The organism is Haloarchaeobius lipolyticus (assembly GCF_051208015.1).
In the GTDB taxonomy this organism is placed as follows: Archaea; Halobacteriota; Halobacteria; order Halobacteriales; family Natrialbaceae; genus Haloarchaeobius.
In genome coordinates, this window is record NZ_JBPKGF010000004.1 from 1 (window position 1) to 19,509 (window position 19,509).

At 63.3% G+C, this 19,509-nt stretch carries 21 protein-coding genes and 2 pseudogenes; 12 read left to right on the top strand and 11 right to left on the bottom strand.

Going from position 1 to position 19,509, the window contains the following annotated elements; genetic code table 11:
* From ACSC1Y_RS12285 to ACSC1Y_RS12295, 3 genes are all read right to left on the bottom strand, one after another.
* A partial coding sequence (locus ACSC1Y_RS12285) for a response regulator (RefSeq protein WP_435335165.1) occupies positions 1–465 on the bottom strand: 465 nt, incomplete at its 3' end.
* The gene (locus ACSC1Y_RS12290) at positions 458–1,123 is read right to left on the bottom strand and encodes a response regulator transcription factor (protein WP_435335167.1); all 666 of its coding nucleotides are present in this window, start codon (positions 1,121–1,123) and stop codon (positions 458–460) included. The genes ACSC1Y_RS12290 and ACSC1Y_RS12285, both read right to left, overlap by 8 nt.
* Positions 1,124–1,235: 112 nt before the next feature.
* Positions 1,236–1,907 (bottom strand): hypothetical protein, encoded by a 672-nt coding sequence (locus tag ACSC1Y_RS12295; RefSeq protein WP_435335168.1) that lies wholly within the window; start codon positions 1,905–1,907, stop codon positions 1,236–1,238.
* A 148-nt stretch (positions 1,908–2,055) separates the two neighbouring features.
* On the opposite strand from ACSC1Y_RS12295, the gene ACSC1Y_RS12300 reads away from it, so the two are divergent.
* Both ACSC1Y_RS12300 and ACSC1Y_RS12305 read left to right on the top strand, forming a co-directional pair.
* Positions 2,056–2,904, top strand: a complete 849-nt coding sequence (locus tag ACSC1Y_RS12300) for a hypothetical protein (protein WP_435335169.1) — start codon at positions 2,056–2,058, stop codon at positions 2,902–2,904.
* Positions 2,905–3,011: 107 nt separating this feature from the next.
* Positions 3,012–3,647 carry an ArsR/SmtB family transcription factor gene (locus tag ACSC1Y_RS12305; protein ID WP_435335170.1) on the top strand — a complete coding sequence of 212 codons (636 nt, stop codon included), beginning with the start codon at positions 3,012–3,014 and terminating at the stop codon, positions 3,645–3,647.
* Here the strand turns inward: ACSC1Y_RS12305 and ACSC1Y_RS12310 are convergent.
* On the bottom strand, positions 3,631–4,011 hold the full coding sequence (locus ACSC1Y_RS12310; protein WP_435335171.1) for a hypothetical protein: 381 nt from the start codon (positions 4,009–4,011) through the stop codon (positions 3,631–3,633). The two genes, ACSC1Y_RS12305 and ACSC1Y_RS12310, sit on opposite strands and share 17 nt — an antisense overlap.
* A 375-nt stretch (positions 4,012–4,386) precedes the next feature.
* Between ACSC1Y_RS12310 and ACSC1Y_RS12315 the strand changes: the two are divergent.
* A pseudogene (locus ACSC1Y_RS12315) lies at positions 4,387–6,012 on the top strand (type II/IV secretion system ATPase subunit); the annotation flags it as partial.
* 1,303 nt (positions 6,013–7,315) lie between these two features.
* Here the strand turns inward: ACSC1Y_RS12315 and ACSC1Y_RS12320 are convergent.
* Positions 7,316–8,323, bottom strand: a complete 1,008-nt coding sequence (locus tag ACSC1Y_RS12320; protein ID WP_435335172.1) for a tyrosine-type recombinase/integrase — start codon at positions 8,321–8,323, stop codon at positions 7,316–7,318.
* Positions 8,320–8,823, bottom strand: a complete 504-nt coding sequence (locus tag ACSC1Y_RS12325; RefSeq protein ID WP_435335173.1) for a hypothetical protein — start codon at positions 8,821–8,823, stop codon at positions 8,320–8,322. Before ACSC1Y_RS12325 ends, ACSC1Y_RS12320 begins: the two co-directional genes overlap by 4 nt.
* 64 nt (positions 8,824–8,887) lie before the next feature.
* On the opposite strand from ACSC1Y_RS12325, the pseudogene ACSC1Y_RS12330 reads away from it, so the two are divergent.
* The 7 genes and pseudogenes from ACSC1Y_RS12330 to ACSC1Y_RS12360 form a co-directional block, all read left to right on the top strand.
* Positions 8,888–9,499: pseudogene (locus ACSC1Y_RS12330) on the top strand (secretion system protein); the annotation flags it as partial.
* A gap of 47 nt (positions 9,500–9,546) precedes the next feature.
* Positions 9,547–11,439 carry a type II secretion system F family protein gene (locus ACSC1Y_RS12335; protein WP_435335780.1) on the top strand — a complete coding sequence of 631 codons (1,893 nt, stop codon included), beginning with the start codon at positions 9,547–9,549 and terminating at the stop codon, positions 11,437–11,439.
* Positions 11,436–12,269, top strand: coding sequence for a DUF7289 family protein (locus ACSC1Y_RS12340; RefSeq protein ID WP_435335174.1), 834 nt, complete (start codon positions 11,436–11,438; stop codon positions 12,267–12,269). Before ACSC1Y_RS12335 ends, ACSC1Y_RS12340 begins: the two co-directional genes overlap by 4 nt.
* Complete coding sequence (locus ACSC1Y_RS12345) at positions 12,262–12,717, top strand: DUF7266 family protein (RefSeq protein WP_435335175.1); 456 nt, start codon at positions 12,262–12,264, stop codon at positions 12,715–12,717. Before ACSC1Y_RS12340 ends, ACSC1Y_RS12345 begins: the two co-directional genes overlap by 8 nt.
* Positions 12,714–13,412, top strand: coding sequence for a DUF7263 family protein (locus ACSC1Y_RS12350; protein ID WP_435335176.1), 699 nt, complete (start codon positions 12,714–12,716; stop codon positions 13,410–13,412). Before ACSC1Y_RS12345 ends, ACSC1Y_RS12350 begins: the two co-directional genes overlap by 4 nt.
* Complete coding sequence (locus ACSC1Y_RS12355; protein ID WP_435335177.1) at positions 13,409–13,828, top strand: DUF7262 family protein; 420 nt, start codon at positions 13,409–13,411, stop codon at positions 13,826–13,828. Before ACSC1Y_RS12350 ends, ACSC1Y_RS12355 begins: the two co-directional genes overlap by 4 nt.
* Positions 13,825–14,352, top strand: coding sequence for a DUF7261 family protein (locus ACSC1Y_RS12360; protein WP_435335178.1), 528 nt, complete (start codon positions 13,825–13,827; stop codon positions 14,350–14,352). Before ACSC1Y_RS12355 ends, ACSC1Y_RS12360 begins: the two co-directional genes overlap by 4 nt.
* Positions 14,353–14,362: 10 nt before the next feature.
* On the opposite strand, the gene ACSC1Y_RS12365 is transcribed toward ACSC1Y_RS12360, so the two are convergent.
* Positions 14,363–14,725 (bottom strand): lamin tail domain-containing protein, encoded by a 363-nt coding sequence (locus ACSC1Y_RS12365; protein WP_435335179.1) that lies wholly within the window; start codon positions 14,723–14,725, stop codon positions 14,363–14,365.
* Between the two features lie 131 nt (positions 14,726–14,856).
* Here ACSC1Y_RS12365 and ACSC1Y_RS12370 point away from each other — a divergent pair, with 131 nt between their 5' ends.
* Positions 14,857–15,603, top strand: a complete 747-nt coding sequence (locus tag ACSC1Y_RS12370; RefSeq protein WP_435335180.1) for a proteasome assembly chaperone family protein — start codon at positions 14,857–14,859, stop codon at positions 15,601–15,603.
* Positions 15,604–15,653: 50 nt separating this feature from the next.
* A complete protein-coding gene (locus ACSC1Y_RS12375; RefSeq protein WP_435335181.1) occupies positions 15,654–16,082 on the top strand; it encodes a DUF7539 family protein in 429 nt (142 codons plus the stop codon).
* Between the two features lie 46 nt (positions 16,083–16,128).
* Here the strand turns inward: ACSC1Y_RS12375 and ACSC1Y_RS12380 are convergent, their stop codons facing one another.
* The 4 genes from ACSC1Y_RS12380 to ACSC1Y_RS12395 form a co-directional block, all read right to left on the bottom strand.
* A complete protein-coding gene (locus tag ACSC1Y_RS12380; protein ID WP_435335182.1) occupies positions 16,129–16,293 on the bottom strand; it encodes a hypothetical protein in 165 nt (54 codons plus the stop codon).
* A gap of 71 nt (positions 16,294–16,364) precedes the next feature.
* A complete protein-coding gene (locus tag ACSC1Y_RS12385; RefSeq protein WP_435335183.1) occupies positions 16,365–17,399 on the bottom strand; it encodes a glycoside hydrolase family 71/99 protein in 1,035 nt (344 codons plus the stop codon).
* 211 nt (positions 17,400–17,610) lie between these two features.
* Positions 17,611–17,847, bottom strand: coding sequence for a DUF8119 family protein (locus ACSC1Y_RS12390; RefSeq protein WP_435335184.1), 237 nt, complete (start codon positions 17,845–17,847; stop codon positions 17,611–17,613).
* Between the two features lies 1 nt (position 17,848).
* Complete coding sequence (locus ACSC1Y_RS12395; protein ID WP_435335781.1) at positions 17,849–19,489, bottom strand: VC_2705 family sodium/solute symporter; 1,641 nt, start codon at positions 19,487–19,489, stop codon at positions 17,849–17,851.
* Positions 19,490–19,509: the final 20 nt, after the last annotated feature.

Below are 19,509 nucleotides of genomic sequence, written 5' to 3' on the forward strand. Positions count from 1 at the left end.
GTGGTCCCGGTCGTTCCGTCTGGCGGCGACCTCGACGCGGTCGTAGATGTCCTCACCATCGAGGTCGAGAACGTGTTGTGTGACGAACTCGTCCACGTCGTGGCGACTCGCACGGACTCCCAGCTCGCCGCGCTCGTCGGCGGTTGCGGTCCACAGCAATAGCGGAACGTCGGGATGATGTTCGCGGAGGAGGGTGACGGTGGTGAAGACCGTCTCCGTGCTCCGGGGCGTACAGTCACAGACGACGGCGTCGACGGGTGCCGTTTCGAGGGTCGAGACGAGGGCATCGAGGGTCGAGACATCGAGCACCGTCGTCCCATCGGGAGGGGTCGGCCACCGGTCGGGGTTCTCGCTCAGGAACCGGCATATCGTCCGCTCGTCGGAGTCGGGCTGGCCGCCCGCGGGGTCACTGGCTCGGGCGTCGCTCGTAGCGTCTCCAGTTGTCTCCTCGTCCGTCTCACCCATCGCAGATCTCGTCGACGATGGCGCGGAGCCGGTCGAACTCGGCCCGCATCTCGTCGTCGAGGGTGTCCCGCCCGGCGTCGGTACGGTCGTGGATCTCCTGGAACTCCAGTCCCAGCTGCCGCGTCTGCTCGTTCTCGAACAGCTCCTCCGCAGTGTAGTTCCTCTGGAGCACGCGAAGCTTCGAGCCGATGGCGAACGCGCGTCTGAGGTCGTCTTCCGGGAACGCCGCCCGTTGGACGAGACCGTCGACCGCATCGACGACGTTCTCGCGACGGACGGGCTTCCGGAGGTAGGTATCGAGGTCGAGCTCGGCCACGTCCCACTCCGGGTCGACCGCCGTCATCATCGCGATCGGCGCCGTCACGCCGCGTTCCCTGAACTGCTCGAGCGTCTCGTCGCCGGACATCGTCGGCATCCGCCGGTCGAGCAGGATGACGTCGACGTGTGGGCCGTATACCTCGAGCGCTTCGGACCCGTCGTGTGCCATCTCGATGGTGTACTCCTCCTGGAGCCAGAGTTTGATGGTGACGGCGAGGTCGACGTCGTCGTCTGCGACGAGGATGACCTGCTCGTCGGCGCGTTCGTCCCCCGCGACATCGGTGACCTGACCACCGTCCGGTGCCAACCGTCGCCCACGCCGTCGGCCGTCCGAATACATTAGTTGGTCACTATCGGACCACAACATATAAGGGTTGGCCTGAAATAACAGGAGAATCTGATTTCTGGAGCGTTCGGAGGTCGAACGACGAGTTTTGCTCGGCGCGCTCGGCTCAGTTCGACGCCACGGCGGACTCGTTCCCGCTCGACTCCTCTTGCTCGTACTCGACGGTCGTCGACCAGGTGCCGAAGATGTCGTCGTGCTTCTTGTCCTGGTCCAGCAGGTAGACCTTCACGTCGAGCTCGCCGTCCTCGAACTGCTTCAGACCGCCGGGGTGGACGTCGATGGTGTACTCCATGTTCTCGTCGAAATCGGTGTAGTCGGTCCGCTCGACGTACTCACCGTTTATCTCGACGATGAGGAACGGCTCCCCGCGGGCGTCGCCGGCGTCCACCGGGTCGACGTTATCCCACGAGGTGTTCCCGGTGACGTAGATGTCGAAGTCGGAGACGGCGCCGTCACCATCGGCGTCGACCTCGTTCACGATTTTCGCGCTCTTGAGGTGGTCCGTTCCGGTTTCGGCCTCCTGGAAGGGCCGGTTGACCGGACGCGGTTCGGAGTACGCTGCCGTGGTCGGGACGGCGGTCGCGGTCGGGGTCGCGGTCGGCGTGTACGGCTTGGTCGTCGTCCGGGTCGGTGTGTCCGTATCGGCGGTCGTCGTCTGAGGAGAGGTCGCCGATCTGGAGGGCTTCTCGGTCGAATCGCCGCCGGTGAGGCCACCCGCACAGCCGGCGAGTGCCACCACCACCACGACGAGGATTGTCGCCAGAGAGGTACGTCGCATACCAGTGAACATGGACGGAACCGTGTTGATTCTGGTCCCAATGTACTGTGGGCTAGCCTGCGTACCGATAGGTGACATCGTAACCGAGGTTCAAAGCCCGGTTTGATACTTGATTGACTCCTTATACGTTCGTCGCATAGGGTAGGTGATGAGACGAGCGAGAGTCGGAGTCACACTCCTGCTGACGGTACTGCTTATCGTCGGTACGGGCGGGACGACAGCCATCGCGACAGAAGAGCAAGCGGAGGGCCGGTTCGGCGTCTGCGTCGTCGGCGTCGACAGCCCGTGCAACGGGGAGGGCTGGGGCGCGTCGAGCGGCACCGAGGCGTCGACCGGTGACGCCGTCCTCCCGGACGGGAGCGACGCACCGCCGATGAACCAGTCCGAGGCCGTCGATGACGACGAGTCCGAAGCCGTCGACGAGCGGGAGAACGAGGTGAAAGACGAGCCGATTCCTACGGAGCCGTGGCCAATGCCTCCGGCCGGTGAGCCGATACCGACGGACCCCTGGCCAATGCCACCAACTGGGGAACCGATACCGACGGAACCGTGGCCCATGCCGCCCGCTGCTGAGCCACTCCCGCTCGACCCTGACGACCAGTGGGTCGACCGCGAGCCACTCCCAGCGAAGCCGGAGCCCAGACAGGACCCCGACGACGTGGTCATCTACTGCATCCGGGAGCCCTGTGAACTCCCGGCGACGCTCGTCGACCCGGTCCCTGGTCCAGCGCCGACGGTGGCTGACTCACCGTCGACCGTGGCTGACTCGCCATCGGTCGACGCGCCGAGTGCCGAGTACAGCCCCGCTGTCGAACAGACCGCCGACGGTGACGCATGGAGCCTCGGTTCTGAAGCGGCAACTGGCCAGGAAGCCGCAGCTGCTGGCCAGGAAGCAGCCTCTGCCTCACCCGCCCGTGACGTCACTGTCAGCGTCTTCGAGCGAGTTCGGGCCGCTCTGTTCCGCATCTTCGCGCGACTGTTCGCTATCCCCCTCTGAGGTCTCGGTCAGTGCCATCGGCCGTTCCAGCCGACCATCTCCAGCCCCCTTCAGTACCGCTTTGATACATCGGAATCCGAATACCTGCAGACGACCTTGATACACCAATGAGCCGCGTCTTCCCGTTCAAACGTCCCGTCACCCACGAGCCGGCCGGGTCGAAGCTCGTCGGGCTCACCGACGAGGTGGCCGACGAGGTGTTCGCGACCCTCTCGAGTGCCACCGCACGAGCGATTCTCGAGGCGCTCTACGACGAACCGCACTCGCCCACCGACCTGAAAGAGGTCACCGGGACGACGCTCCAGAACATCCACTACCACCTCACGAACATGGAGAACGCCGGCCTCATCGAGGTCGTCGAGACGTGGTACTCGGAGAAGGGCGCGCCGATGAAGGTCTACGCGCCCAGTTCGCGGGCGCTGCTCGTCATGGCCAGTAGCCACGAGGACCGTGGCATCCTGTCCGAACTGCTGAAGCGGGTGTTTGCAGTCGTCCTGTTCCTCGGCGCGGCGAGTCTCGCCCTCGGGCAGGCGCTGGACTGGCTCGCTGCGCGGGCACTCGAGGCCGCCGAGTCTCCGAGAGTCGCCCCGGCTGCGGAGGCGTTCGCCGACGGGGCCTCATCGGCGCCGCCGGCGACAGCCGCTGCCGAGTCGGTCGCCTGGACGCTCCCGCCAGAGCTGGCCTTCTTCTTGGGTGGACTCGTGGCGGTGACGTTGTTCTTGGCAATCAGCCGTCTGCGGTGACCCAGTCTGAATTGGATATCTTCCCTGATGCCGTATAATTCTCTATCGATCGGTCCTCAGAATGCGATTCGAACGTGAACACCGCCTCACTCTGACTCGAAGGGTTTATTGACATCTCTTTCTCCTTTGTGCCAATTTCGTTCCCATTGTATTGGAGACGCCCTTTGGCAGTTGTGTCACCTACTGCTGAGCCGGAATTTGAAACGAGAACGCGTACTAGCAGAGCACCGTTCGCCTGCTCGAGTGAAACATCCTCGACAATGAGGGAGGGAGATTCACCGCCACCGATACATCCTGCAGCGAAACCTGACATTCCTACTGCCACTGCATTGGTCATCAATGCTCTTCTGTTCATAATATTCATCGCAACACAATCTCCTGATTTGTATCGGTGGACATGATATTATATTACTTACAATTTTCCTTTGTCATTACAATTTCTTACGTCTCAACACTTGTGTACTCTGCTATGTTACTAATTGTAGAGGTTTTAGTGGTTTTAAAGAAGGTGGGTGCGACTTCGCAAGGGCACTTTCCGTCATAGTAATCGAGATAGCCAAACTCGAACCTAGACTTTGTTTCGATCTGCGGGGTGTGTCCTCGAACCTCGTGAAGATGGACGTCTTGCGTTCGATGAGGAACGTTCGTCCCTCGATACACCATTAGACTCGTATCTCAAAAGTATAAAACAAAATCAAACAGCAAGAATTTAAGTAGTAATTTGCCGCAATATACTGCAATGCCCGACGTATCCACGCTCGAACTGCCCGGCGACGACGGTGGTCCGGAACCCGCCGCGACCGACGGGCGCGTTCCGCCACCGATTCCCCCGGGCGACGCCGACGCGTGGTACGCGCCCGACGTCCGTGCGCAGGACTCGCTCGGACTGGACACCGTCGCGACTATCCGGGAGACGGACGGCCGCTTCGAGTACTCGGTCCGCGAACCGTCACTGGCCCCGGCCGAGCACGCCGTCGTCGACCGAATCCGCACCCACTTCGCCCGTGCGAACATCAGGCTTCCCCGGACCAGGGAGGGAACTGCGGCCCGGATGCGCGATGGACTGGAGCCGAAGTACGAGCACGTCATCGACCGGCTCGCGGTGGGGACGCCCGCCGCCCGACGACGGATACACTATCACGTGGTCCGGGACGTCGCGTGTCTCGGCCACCTCACGCCGCTCGCCCTCGACGACAGAATCGAGGTCGCAGACCCGAGCGGCGACCAGCTCTCCGTCCACACGACCGATTACGCACCCGCGCGGACCGATTTACCGCCGGACGTGCAACACCTCGACCGCTTCGCCAGCGAACGGCTCGCGACCTACGAGGTGTCCTTCCGCGGCTTCGACGTACCGGTCGTCCTGTACGAGGAGAACCTCATCGGCTCGGACGCCTTCGCGACGAAGTACGCCGTCCTCGAACCCGGGCTGCTACCGGGTGACGAAGCGCTCATCGAGGAGTGCAAGGACAGGATATGGGAGACGAACGTCGCCCACGTCGTCGACGACCGGACCGCGTTCATCCGCGAGCGAGCCGAACGGTTCCTCTCCCGCCAGCTGAGCGCGGTGAACGCGAGTGCCTGGTTCGACGCGACCGGTCATCGCCTCCGCGAAGCGATGGCCGACGCGGGGATGGGCGTCCCACCGGTCGATGGCCGGTACGACGAGGGAAGACTCGCGGACCTCATCTACTACGTCGTTCGCGACTACGTCGGTCAGGGCCAGCTCACCATCCCCATCCGCGACCCACATCTCGAAGACGTCGAGGCGAACCGCGTGGGCGAGCGAGTCAAGGTCGTCCCCAGAACGTCACTCGGTCACGACGGGCGGGTCCCGACGAACCTCGTCTTCGAAGACGAAGCCGCGTTCGTCAACGTCGTTACCCAGTTAGCCGCTGCCGACGGCGTCGAGCTCAACGCCTCGAACCCCTCCGCGAAGGTCAACCTCCGGCCCGCGGAGGTCGACGACGACGTGACAATCCGCTGTGCGGTCGCACTACCGGTCATCTCCGAGGATGGCCCCCACATCTCCATCCGGAAACAGGCACCGGACGCCCTCACGCCGATAGACCTGGTCCAGGCCGACTCCGTCTCGGTCGATCTCGTCACGTTGCTCTGGATGCTGTACGAGCACCACGGCGTCGTGCTCTTCTCGGGACCGACCGGCGCGGGGAAGACGACGCTGATGAACGCCCACATGCCGTTCGTCCCCTTCGACGACCGACCCATCAGCATGGACGAGGGTTCGCGCGAGGTTCGGCTCCCGCACGAGACCGGTATCTCGCTGACCACGCGGGACCACGAGAACGAGTTCAAGGCCGTGACGATGGCCGACCTGATGACGGAGGCGAACTACCTCAACCCCTCAACTGTGTAAATACAACGCAAACATTGCTTTAGCCCCTGACTGAGCGAAGTCTCCCCCAAATCCACTTCCCTACATCAATGCACCAATCTATCAGGCTCAACGTGAATCTCCAACACCAGTGGACGAATTTCGATGTAATCGAGTACATCGAGGTTGCCAGATCTTTTGTGTGATGCGTAGGGGAGTTCCACAGGTCTGAGAATGTTCCAGTAACGAATTGGGCCAAAATGGACAAACTACCAAATACTATTGTATATAATAGAGAAACAATTGCATCTGTAGTACGGAAAAATACAATCAGTACTCGTTCTGTCCCTGAACTCACGAATCGTCCATTGAGAGGAGATTGGCGAGGGTTCTTTCGCTTCCACCACCGGTGGAGCTTTGCCAAGTTGTTCCGGAAAGCCCTGTACTGGTCGAACATACGATAGGTGTGGGTTTCGACACATAATAATCTATGCCGTCTCCGCGACCGGTGGAGCGACGGCCTCTAAGCAACTGTCGGAAGGAACCACTACCTCATCGACTGGCGAGACCATGCCCGGTTAGAACATTGAGGTACGTCCAGAATGTGGCAATTTGGTGACCGCCTCTGCAAAAATGCTGGATTCCATCTCCGATTTGTCCACAGAAGCCTCTAGAAACTCACAGAATGTCTTCTAAGAGGGTCGCTGTCTCTCTGAAGGGTAACCATCGTCTGGCGACAGGAACCCGCTGTGGTACTGCTCAGCGATTTTGATGGATGGGTGGGTTCACTCCGATTTTCCGTTGGGGTGGAATTGAGAATACTGGCTGTATGGAGACCCAGCAAATCACAGAAAATGCTAGGGTAACCCACCGCCTCGATGCATTGAGTCGCATAGAATTGAGTTACTGTGCTATCTTGTGACCGAAGGGAACGATAGCATCCGGAAAAGAGAGAAAGGAAAGGGGACTACAGGGGATAGGATAGGGAGTGTTTGAATGTCTTTCTTCGCGAGGGAAAGGAAAGGGGACTACAGGGGAAAGAAGGAGAGAGTCGGCCTACGAGAAGGGCCGAATACTGAAAGTCAGGAGAACCAGTCCAGTGGAGTGGGTCAGAATGGGGCGATCATACCAACTGAGAGAATTCGACTCACGACGCTGGGGTTTACGAGGCCTCCGTTCCAAAGGAGGAAGTCGAATACGAAGTACGCCATTGCGACGCCTGCGATTATCCGGCCCGGATTCATAGTATACCATTAGTATCGGAATATAAAAAATTAATGCTTGTGATACTGTGGCCGTCATTGCGACGAAAGGAGGTGACGGCTAGCAAAACCTATTCTGAACCTGCCCCATACCGTCTCACACTCTCCTTGATGTCGGACTTTGCGAGTCGAAGGTACCGCTCGGTTGTGTCGATCTTAGCGTGACCTAAGAGCTTCTGGAGAGTTCGAGTGTCCATACCATTCTTCAGACTCTGTACCGCGAAACTATGCCTGAGAACGTGGGCAGTCACCTTCATCTGCTCTTGACCCGCAGCGTTGGTGTAGACAGGGGACTGTAAACCCGCGGCCTTAGCGGCTTTTTTCACCGTTCGACTCACCTGCTTCGGCGAAATCTGTTCAGTCTTATACGTCGGGAACAGATAATCGCTACCAGCAGTGACCAATGCCCGTCTCTCCACGTTTATCCACCGTGCGATCAACGTGTCCAGTGAAGGCTGATAGTAGACTGTTCGGTTCAGATGGGTTTTCTGAGCGTGAACGTTGATCGAGCGCTCGTTGGTGTCGACGTCCTGCAATCTCGTTTCTGCCAACTCCCCTCGACGAAGACCAGTCTGGTAGAGCAGACGAATTATTAGCTCATTCCTGAGGATCGGGGAGGGGGCATTCTCAGCCAACTTTTCGATTTCTTCCGGACTGAGATAGTACACTTCCTTCAGCTGTTGCTGCTTCTTCGAGTCGACCTTAAGCGCCTGCCAATCGGATACATCGAGGTCGGAGGCTGGGTTCTCGAACTCAGGGATTGGATAGTCCTCCTCCACCATCTCGCCCATCTCTTTGTAGAGGGTCGCAATCGCCCATCTCCGATTCCGTACCGTACCACCTGATAACCCGCTGTCGAGCTGGGAGCGAAGGAATACTCTCAGGTCACCGGTATCAGCTTCCCACAGTTTCTTCGGTTCCCGTCGACGATGATTCCGGTCGTATTCCCTTTTCCCCGGATTCTCCAACCAATCAGCCCACTCCTTTGCGGTGCGTGAGTAACTGTATGCAGTGCTTTCGGCCTTCTTAGTTTCCTGCCTGCGTTGGAACTCCTCCACAATTTCCAACGTATCCATCATTCTGCCCTCCAGTAGTATCCAGCGGAGGACCGAACACTACCAATTTTCTTATCTAACCCCTCCAGAGTCTCTTTGACGATACTCGTATCGGAGTTAATCTTCCCAGCTACTGTGCGGGGTGTTTCTCCTACTGTGGGTGGGTCTGGATCATGTTTGCTAGCCGGAGAATAGGTTTCGGGAGCAGTGGGTAGGATTTCGAGAAGTACCTGTTCGAAATCAAAGCGTGCCACGGAACTAGTTTCCCTGCCGATTGCGTCGATCTCATCCTTGACTTCCTCAACCATGTTTTCGATGTGGGTGAGGGAATGCAGCACTTCTTCATCGGCACCGGGAACCTCGTCCGTAGGTGTCGTCGAGGAACCAGACCCAGCAATCTCTCTCTGGACGGATAAGCGGATTAGGTGGCTAAGACTGTTATATTCGGGACTTTCAGCGGCTTCCTCCCATTCCTTTTTCACTGCTTCATCGATACGGAAAGCGACGGTAGTCTTCTCTCCCATCTGTCTACGGCTAGACACCCTTCCCCCATAGTGTTTGCGTTGTATGAACAGAAATGCTGAGTACTACCTCAATCCCGACGTGGAGGTCATCGCGGAGATAAACACGCCGGCTTCGTTCTCGACGTTCGCCGAGTCGCTCAACACCGGCCACGGCCTGCTGGGAACGACCCACGCAGAGAGCGTCGAGAAGCTCGTCAACCGCGTCGTCGAACAGGGCCTCCCGCCCTATCTTCTCCGGGAACTCGACCTCGTCGTCTTCCCGAAGCACGTCGGCGGCGAACGGTACGTCGGCGAAGCGGTCGAGTTCGTCTCGGCCGAGGCCTACGAGCGATGCAGCGGCCGCTGCGGCGTCGTCGAGAAGGCCGGAACCGAGGTCTACTGGAACCAGGTGTTCCGTCGGACCACGGAGGGGACGTTCGAGTTCGGATACGCAGACCCCGATCTCCACGACGTGACGACCTCCCGGTGCGACCTCCGGAGTTTCGAATCGCTGGCAGCCCGGACCAACCGCCCCGTCGCCGAGGTCGAAGCGGAGTTCCGGCGCAAACACCGGTACGTTCAGTACCTCGTCGAGACGGATTACAGCGACTTCGACGAGCTGTTCGGCTTCCTCTGTGACCTCCGGACGGACGAGACGGCGACGGTCGAACGGGTGCGAGCCGGGAGGTCGGCGTGAGCTACACCACGGAGCCTCGTCCGCGGGACGTCGGCGACGGCGATTCACTGAGTGCGAGCGTCCACCAGCCGAGCGACCGTACCCGTCTCCTCGACCGGCTCTGTTACGTCCTGTTCTCCCGCCACGCCGACCGTCGACGGCACGACGCCGACCGCGACCACTACCGCGGCACGGCCATCGAGGTACCGTTCGACCTCTACGTCTCCCGTGTGTACGCACTCTCGTGGCTCGCCGCACTGCTCGGATTCCTCGCTGGTTGCGGTCTGACGCTCGCGCTCGCGGAATCCACGGTCGCGACGGCGGCGGAGTTCCTCTCCCTGGGGACGCCGCTCGTCACGCCAGGGCTGGTTCCGAGCCTCCCGTCGCCGGTCGTGGCTTGCGGTGTCGGCCTCGGCGTCGGTGCCACGTCGAAGGTAGCGACACGGCGGCTCGGTGGGCGGTACCTGCGCTGGGTGGCGTCCGCCAGACGGGCCGACATCGACCGGACCCTCCCGAGCGCCGTCCGGTACCTGCGGGCGCTCTCGACCGGGAGCGACGACCAGCGAGCCATGCTCGGGAAGGTCGCGGCGAACCGGGAGGCGTACGGCGAGACGGCCGTCGCGGCACGGACGGTGCTCAACAAAGCCGAACTCACGGGGAGCCTCGACGCCGGACTCCGGATCGTCGCCCGGGATACGCCGTCCCGGGACACCCTCGCGCCGTTCCTGCTCAAGTTCCGCGAACACGCCGACCAGGGAACTGACGAGCTGACGAGCTACCTGCGGATGGAAGCGCGGATGCTCGGCCACCGCCAGACCCGCGACCGAGACCGGGCCGAAGACGTCCTCGAACTGCTCGCGGAGCTGTTCATCGTCCTGCTCGTCCTTCCGGCGTTGCTCGTCATCGTCCTCACCGTGATGAGTATCCTGACGCCGGGGTTGAACCAGCCGACGCCGTCGCCCGTCGGACCCGTCACACCGCGTGCGGTCCTCGTCTACGGGTCCGCCGGATTCGTGCTCGTGGTCGGCTGGTGTGCAGCGGTTCTCGTCGCACAGCTTCGGCCGCCGACCGGGTCACCCACCTACATTCGGCCACCCGGAGTGCTGGCGACGCTCGCGACGGCGACGACCAACCCGGCGAGCGCGGCCGTCGTCTGGGTCGTCCCGTCGCTCCTGTTCGGTCTCGTCGTCTTCGTCGCTGGTGAACGGCCGCTCTCGGCGGTCCTGCTCACGTACGTCGCGTACGCGCTTCCGGTCGGCCTCGTGGCGATTCGGCGAACCCGGGTCGACGACGCGAAGGACCGGGAGATAAAGGACTTCGTCCACGCGGTTTCCGGCCACGTCGCCCTCGGTCGGCCGTTCGCACAGGCGGTCGCGCTCGTCGCCCGGGACGTCGACCTCGGCGCACTCGACGCGGACGTCGCCGACCTGGCGTTCAACGCGAACCTGACGACGCGCGACGGTGACCTCCGAGCCGCAGCGCTCGCCCGGTTCGTCACCCGCGTCGGAACTCCGCTCGCGGAGCAGACGATGGGGCTCGTGACGGGCGCGCTCGATGCCGGGAGCGACGTCGAGACCGTCTTCGACACCCTCCAGACCGAGGTCGGTCGGCTCTACCACGAGAAGAAGTCGCTCCAGAACGCGATGTTCGTCTACGTCGCCATCGGCTGGACCGTGGCCCTACTCATCGTCGGCATCATGGTCGCGGTCAACACCTACGTTCTCGACAGCTTCGTCCAGCTCTCGACCGTCTCCACGCCCGGAAGCGGCTTCGTCCTCGATTCCGACGCAGTCCAGCTCGACCGCGAGCACTTCCGGTTCTTCGTCGTGACCCAGTCGACGATGCTCGCCTGCGGCTGGTTCGCCGGCGTCGCGAACCGCGGCTGGTACGACGCGCTCTTGCACTCGAGCGCGCTGGTGCTCGTGACGCACGTGGTCTTCCGGGGGGCCGGGATGATATGACCGGTGTCGCCGACGAACGGGGTCAGTCGAACGTCATCGGAGTGGCGCTCCTGCTCGGCATCACGGTCGTCGCACTCGGTGCACTCACGGCGAGCATCGGTGTCGCCGTGGAGGAAGGCGCTGCGTCCGCGGACGCCAGCCGCGTCATCGACGGGATGGACGCGGCGCTCCGCCCCGTCCAGGTGACGGGGTCCCACGTCGGCGACCTTCACGCGACGGACGGGCGTCTCCGAACCGTCTCCAGAACGGTCAGACTCCTCAACGACTCGGGGACCGTCGAATCGGTCGAGGCGGACGCGCTCGTCTACGAGTCGGGTGGTCAACGGGTGACCTTCCTCTCCGGCGGCATCGTCCGCGGCGACGGCCCCGGCGCACGGATGGCTCGCGCACCCCCGTTCGTCGCAGCGCCCGGAGACGGTGTTCTCGTCGTCGGCGTCGCGACCCTCGACGAACGAGCGGCGGTCAGCATCGGCGGACAGCCCGTCACACTCGCGACGAACGTCTCTCACAGCCGCCGGACGCTCCCCGAGGACACCTATCGTCTCGCCGTCGAGACGGAGACGCCTGCAGCGTGGCGGACTCACTTCGAAGAGATGGGAGCGACCGTCACGAGCCGCGATATCGACGGCGACGGCGTCGAGAGCACCATCGCGACGTTCGACGGCGACCGGGTCGCCTACTTCGTCGTCCACTCGATGCGGCTCGACGTCGGGGACGACGGGAGAGACGACGAGCGCGCCGAAGCCAGTATCGACAGACGCACCGGCGTCGGCGGTGATGACGCCCGGTCCCCGAGGCTGCAACCCCCGGAGAGGAACTCCGATGCGTGACGACCGTGGCGTCTCGCCGGTCGTCGCGAAGGCGCTCGAGACCAGTCTGGTCCTGCTGTATCTCGGTCTGCTCACCTCGACGCTCTACGCCGGCGTCGTTCCGGACTACCGCTCCAGTGCCGGGGACGAGGTCGCGGACCGAACCCTCTCGGCTGCCGCCCAGCGGATCGAGGTTGCGGTGCCACCGAACGTGTCTCGCGTCTCGGTTCGCCAGCGGGTCGACCTCCCGACGACGATCCGTTCGGAGCCGTACTCGATACGGGCCGACGGGAACCGACTGCTCGTCGTGCATCCGGACCCAGCTGTACACGACGAACTCCGGCTTTCGCTCCCAGACCACGTGCTCCGTGTCGAGGGGAACTGGTCGAGTCTCGAACCTGCGGTCGTCGTCGTCGAAGACGAGCCGGGCGGCGTGGTCGTCCGACTCGAGCGGGGTGATGGCGGATGAAACGACGTGATCGAGGGCAGGCGAACCTCATCGCGGTCGGCGTGGCCCTCCTCGCACTGACGGCCGTCCTGGGTGTGGCGCTGGCCGTCGCGGACGGGGCACTCGCGGGTGCAGACCGCGACGCCCCAGAGCAACGGTTGGCCGTCTCACTCTCGAACCGTCTCGTCGCCGCGGATGGCCCGTTCTCGACCCGGGCGAACGTCCTCGACAGCGTGGCGATCGAGGCGCTGAACGAGACGACGTTGGGTGAACGACTCCCCGTCGCTGCTGGACACGACGTAGAGATTCGACTGGACGACCGGTTGCTGGCCTCGTCAGGGGACGCGACGGGTGGGGCGACGGTCCGACGGATCGTCCTCGTCGAGCGCGAGACGACGGAGTCGGTAACGCCGACGTTCGCCGCCGGACGGGCGGTGACCCTCCCGAGACGGACCGACCGCGTCGTCGTCGACCTGCAGCCGCGGCCCGGAACGAGTATCACCACCGTTCGGGCGAACGGACGGGTCGTCCTGCACGACCCAGCCGGGTTGTCGGGTCGAATCGCGGTCCAGACCTCACGGTTCGAGACGACGCGGCTCTCGTTCGACTCGACCGGGACGCTCGCGGCAGGGGACGTCGAGGTGACGTACTTCCCGACGAGCACCACGAAGGCGATGCTGGTCGTGACGGTGGACCGAAGGGGTGACGGTCGGTGAGGGACGCGACTCGTGGACGGGCTCAGCTCTCGCTCCCCGCTGTCGAAGCGGGGATCGGCGTGTTGCTGGTGCTCGGCGTCGTTACGTTGTTCGCGCTCCCAGTCGCCGATGCCGACACGAGCGAAGCACAGCTGGACACCTACGCGACGGACGCGGTGACGGTACTCGCCGGCGAACCACCGAGACACGGCGGCTCGACGCGGCTGACCGAGGTGGTCGCGTCCGAGGCGGCCTTCGACCGGGAGCAAGCCGCGCTCGAACGCCGAGTTGGGCGTATCCTCCCGGACAACCTGCTCTATCACGTCGAGACCCCTCACGGGTCGGTCGGATACCGGGTCCCGGCGGGCGTCTCGGTCGGCGTCGCTACGGTTCCGACCGCGAACGGAGACGTGACCATCACGGTGTGGTACGTATGAACCGGCGAGCACAGCTCGTGCTGACGGCTGCTGGTGTCCTCGTCGTCGCGCTCGTTCCACTCGCCCTGGCGTACCTGCAACTCGGTGCACATCCAGACGTGGCGGCGGCTGAAGACCCCACACGCCCGGTTCATGACGGGGTTCGCGTCCTGGAGCGAGCCGTCCACGAAGCCGGAAGCGATGCGGGCGGGCGGCCGTGGGGCGACCGAGCGGCCGTCGTCGACGACGTCCGAACGGCGCTGGCACCCGAGTTCGCTGGGCTCGAAGCGTCACGAGTCGCTGCTGGCGTCGCCTACCAGGTGTCGGTCGACGGGTCTGCCGCGCGGGCGTGGGCCGCCGCGAACTGCCCGTCCGGGCCGAACCGGCGGTTCGGGGCCTGCGAGGCGTCACGGGGTGTTGTGGTGCAGGAACGAGCCGGTGAGACGACCGTCCTCGCAGTGGCGGTCGATCTCACCGTGACGACGGAAGAAGGCGTGTCGGCCGTGACCGTCGTCGTTCCCGTTGTCGACGAGAGTGGCGGTTAGCCGCCGAAAGCTACTCGTTGTACGTCTCGCGTATCCTGAGTACCCCCTTCTGGTCGTGAACGAGGACCGTATCGCCCAGATTCCCCCATATGGGCTCCCGCGAGCCCCAGTAGTAGTCGGTATCGGTGTCGATGCCCGGTCCGCTGTGAAGGGTGATGCGGGCTCCCGGCTCGAGTATCGTCCGGTCGGGGAAGGTGTACACGTCGCCGGCCTCGTTCTCCACGGTCCACCCGGCGATGTCCATCACCTCGAGCCCCGAGTTCTCGAAGGAGACGAACTCGTCGTCCAGACGCTTCACGTCCCGGCCCATCGGGTTGTTCTGTATCTCGTCGACGACGAGCGGGCTATGGTGTAGTTTTTCGTGACTGCTCATCGGTGCTCCCCGTCTAGTAGGTCGTGAACGGGCATATCGAGGAGGATGGCTCGACCGGTCGACCCGCTCGTCATCCCTTCGGCGCGTAACCCCCGGACAACCGCTATTCTCGCTGACGACGTAGAATCTGTATGGACCTTCCGTCAGGAGAGGGACAGCCGTTCCACATCTCCCACGACGAGACGCCTACTCCCACGCTCATCGCCGGGTTCTCGGGCTCTGGGCTCGCAGGGCTCGTCGCGGCGGAGTTCCTGGTACAGGAACTGGAGCTGGAGCAGATCGGGCACATCGTCGCGGAGACGCTCCCCCCGTTCACACCGTTCGAGGAGGGAGCCCCGAGACATCATTCGCGTCTCTTCGCCGACGGCGGGTCCGGAGTCACCGTCCTGGTCAACGACCTGTTCATCCCGCCGTGGGCGACTGACTCGTTCGGGAAGGCGATTCTGGAGTGGGCGGACCACAACGCGGTCGAGGAGGTGACGGTCCTCGCGGGAATCCCTGTTAAGCACGGCCCGACGGACCGTCTCGTCTACTACATCGCGACGGCGGATTACCGCGACGAACATCGGCTCCCGACCGCGCAGCTCACGCCGATGGGACGGGGCTTCCTGGAGGGCGTCAACGCGAGCCTGATGAGCAGGGGAATCGACTCCCCGCTCCGGGTGGGTCTGCTGGTCACGCCGGTCCGCTCGGTGACGCCGGACATCGACGCCGCGGTGCGACTCGTCGAGGCGACCAGCTCGCTGTACGGCCTCGATACGGACCCGACGCCGCTCGCGACGTTCGGGGCGGAGGTCGAACAGTACTACCACGACCTCGATGAGCGGAACCAGCGAGAGAAGGACCAGAAGCAGTCAGAAGACCGGATGTACATGTAATCTGCGCGGTGAGAGGTACGCTCATTCTCCCTCGATACCAGTAATTACGTATGGAACTCGTCTTTCCCGACCGGACGCAGCTACGTCGGGCGAGAGAACAGCTCGGACGCTGGATCGTCGACGGCCGTGACCGCGCGTTCTCGGACCTCTTCGAGGGTCCACACCCCGCCGTGACCGCCGCGGAACTCGCCGAACTCGACCGCATCGACTCGGCGCTCAGTCGGCAGACGAACATCGGAATCTGGGGTGCAGACGAGTACGGCATCATCACCGGACGAGCCCCCGACGAGGCACCTTACCGCGTCGTCTGTACCCTGCACCCGGAGATTCCTGGCGATGGCTATCGCGGTTTCGACAGTCTCGACGAATCGACCCGAGAACAGTTCAACGACGTGTTGTTCGAGTACTGTGAACGGGTTGCCGGCTACGCACAGCAGAGTCTGGAGGCGTTCCTCCGGGCCGATGAACGTCCCGAGTGACCGGCGGTTTGTGGCGCGTACCGGTTCACAGTTTGCGTCCCGGCCGTCACTCGTCGGTCGCGAGCGCGTCTTCCAGGTCGTCCGCTTTGCGCTCTTTCCGGTTCTTCTTCGTCTTCTCCTCGTGTTCCAGTTCCTCTTCGAGCTCCTGTTCTCTCTGTTCTTCCTCTTCGGCGTCGGCTTTCTCGTGCCGTCCCTTCGTGGTATCTGCCATACTATTAGAAGGGGAGCGACGAGCGTAACGGTGTCCTTGAACGGGTACGCTGGTTCCAGCGACGGGCGGTTTCACGTGGATTTTTTCGAATGCGAGAACTCGGAGAGGACGTCGAGATAGGCAGTTCCGTACGAGTCATCACGGAACTGTCCGGGCTCTATCTGGTGGCCTTCCGTCCAGTCGTTGAATGTCGCGACGTTCGCCCGTCCGGTTCCGTAACGCCCCGCGAGTTCTAGCAATTCTCGAAGGTGAGCAGGGGCGCGAGGGATGTACCGGTCGCCACCCCAGCACGAGTTGTGTCGGTCGTCGAATCCTGGATAGGTCATCGGGAAGTACGCCATGTCGTGTTCGTCGCAGAACGACCGCGTCGCTGAAAAGTTCGCTTCGACGTGTGCCCGGGCGGTTGCCCAGTCGGTGGTGCCGTCGTCGCCGAACGCGTTTATCCAGTTTGTCGCGCCGTCGAACTGCTTGTTCAGTTCCGCGTACTCCGCCCCGTATCCACCGATTGCGTGGTCGAAGAAGTCGCCGACGAGGAACGGTTCACGACCGTCGACGGTCAGTTGCTCTCTGAGATAGTCCACGAACGCGGCGTAGCCACCCATCTCCTCTATCGTCCGCTTCGCTTTCTTCGACGCTTCGCTGCCGCCCCACGCAAGGAAGTCGACGTCCCAGAAGGTCACCACAGGCCGGCCGTCGATCGTCGAGGCGTGTTCCGTCGAGAGGAGGTTCTCCCGGAGGAACTCGAAGTCCGCCTCGATGTCTCTGTCTCGCCTGAGTGCCTGACTGATGACGTAGAAGGGCTCGACCGAGAGGCCGTCGAGGGGGGTCCGTAGAAACGTCCGAAGTCGGTCGTAGTCTACTCGCGATTCACCGAAGTTGAACATGACCGTCGAGACGCCCGCCTCTCGAAGCCACGAGGCGTGCTGACTGCTGACCGTGGACGGAATGGGGTCGCCGTACTGGCCGAGTTCGGGATGGCAGACGTCCGTACACTTCCCGAACTTGTCGCCAGCGAACGGGATGTAGACGACGCCGAGGGTCAGGTCGGTCTCTTCTGGCTCGGTGGTGGTCTCTGTCGTCGTTTCCGACTCCCGAGTGGCGGTCATCGGCCGGGTAGATACCGAGGTCCTCGTCGTTCGGCTCGGCGTTCGAGAGACCGATTCCGACACCTGCTGTGAATCGTCGGTCGTCGAACAACCAGCGAGTCCCGAGGAGAGTGCCGCGAGAAGGGCCCGCCGAGTCGTTTTTTCGGAGACCATCGTCTCTCCCAACTGGCGTGAATAGACGGGAAAAGGTGTCGGCCCTGTCGGTCGACCGCTACTGCCGTGCCCTCGCCACCGACAGCGACGCGAAGAAGCCGTAGTAGGCGACGACGCCTGCCGCCAGGCAGAGCTGGTAGGCCCAGGACGGCCCCTGCAGGACCTGGAACAGGAGCGTCACGAGCGTGACCCAGGCGAGTGCGAACGCGAGGTCGACCGCCATCCCGGAGCCGTTCTCGGAGACGTGTTGGCGAACACGCGAGACGACACCAGTGGTCGAGGTTTCGCTGGTCATCTCAGTCGTCCGCGGGGGTGTTCGAGCTGTCGCTCACGACCTGTTCTGCGGACTCCATTCGCTGCATCGGCTCGGGACTGTGACACTGCCGGACGAGCATCTTGATGTCCTCCGGCGGGTCCTCCGTCGCCAGCGAGACGCCGATGATGACGAGGAAGACGACGGGCACTGCCACGAGTGCCGACGAGGTCGCGGGGATGACGCTCGCGAGCGCGGGCGAGAGCGTGTCGCCGTCGATGAAGCCGACGTAGCCGGGCAGGACCTCGTTGATGATGCCGAACAGCGAGAATCCGAGGCCGGTGAGCATCCCGGCGATGGCACCCTTTCGGTTGGTGTTCTCCCACCAGAGACCGAGGAAGAACACGGGGAACAGCACGGAGCCGGCGATGGCGAACGCCATGCTGACCAGCTCGCCGATGAGCGCCGGCGGGTCGAGTGCGACCACGGTGACGGCGGCACCGAGCGCGACGATGGTCGCGCGGCCGACGAGGAGCTGCTGGCGCTGGGTCGCGTCCTCGTTGACGATGTTCGTGTAGATGTCGTGGGCGGCGGCCGAGGAGGCTGCGATGAACAGCCCGGCGGTCGTCGCGAGCGCCGCGGAGACGGCACCGGCGGCGACGAGGCCGACGAGCCACTGCGGCAGATCCGCGAGCTGGGCGGTCAGCACGACGAGCACGTCGGACTGCGTCCCGGTGAACAGCGCGCCCTCTGGGCTGACGCCGGCCTCCTGGGCGAGGATGCCGCCGAAGGCGGCGTAGGCGGCGGTGCCCCAATAGAGCAGGCAGATGAAGAACAGTCCCCAGACGCAGGACCACCGGGCGGTCCGTTCGTTCTCGACGGTGTAGAACCGGACGAGCACGTGCGGGAGGCCGCAAGTGCCGACGATGAGGGTGAACGCGGTCGCCACCCAGACGAAGTAGGAGGCGTTCGCGAACGGCGCGGAGAACTCGGCCGAGAGCTGATTGGCGACGTAGGTCGCCTCGTTACCGAATTCGATGTACGGCAGTATCGTCGAGTAGCCCTGCGACCAGCCGACGGCGTAGAGTCCGACGAGGAACGCCGCGATGAGGATGACGTACTGGACGGCCATGTTCTTGGTCGCGCCGAGCATCCCCGACAGGGCCACGTAGACGATGGTGATGCCCATGAGGAGGATGACGCCGGTCTCGTAGCCCGTCCCGAACAGGTAGATGGCCATCAGGCCCATGCCGCGGCCCTGTCCGACCGCGTAGACGAAGCCGATGAGGATGGTGGTGAACGCGGCGATGGCACGGGCGCCGTCTGAGTAGAACCGGTCACCGACGAAGTCGGGGGCGGTGTACTTCCCGAACCGGCGGAACTGCGCGGCCATGAAGATGAGCAAGATGAAGAAGCCCGCCGTCCAGCCGACGAGGTACGCGAGGCCGTAGTAGCCCGCGAGGCCGACCAGGCCGGCTACGCCGAGGTACGAGGCGGCGGACATCCAGTTCGCGCCGATGGCCATCCCGTTCTCGATGTTCCCGATGGACCGCCCGGCGACCCAGAGGCCGTCGGTGTCGGCCACGCGGAAGACGTAGCCGATGCTCAGGAACAGGAGAAGCATCGAGGCGGTGATGAGCGCTGGGATGAGCTTGAAGCCGGCGTCGAGGCCGGTCTCGCCCATCTGGAGCAGGAGGTCGAACC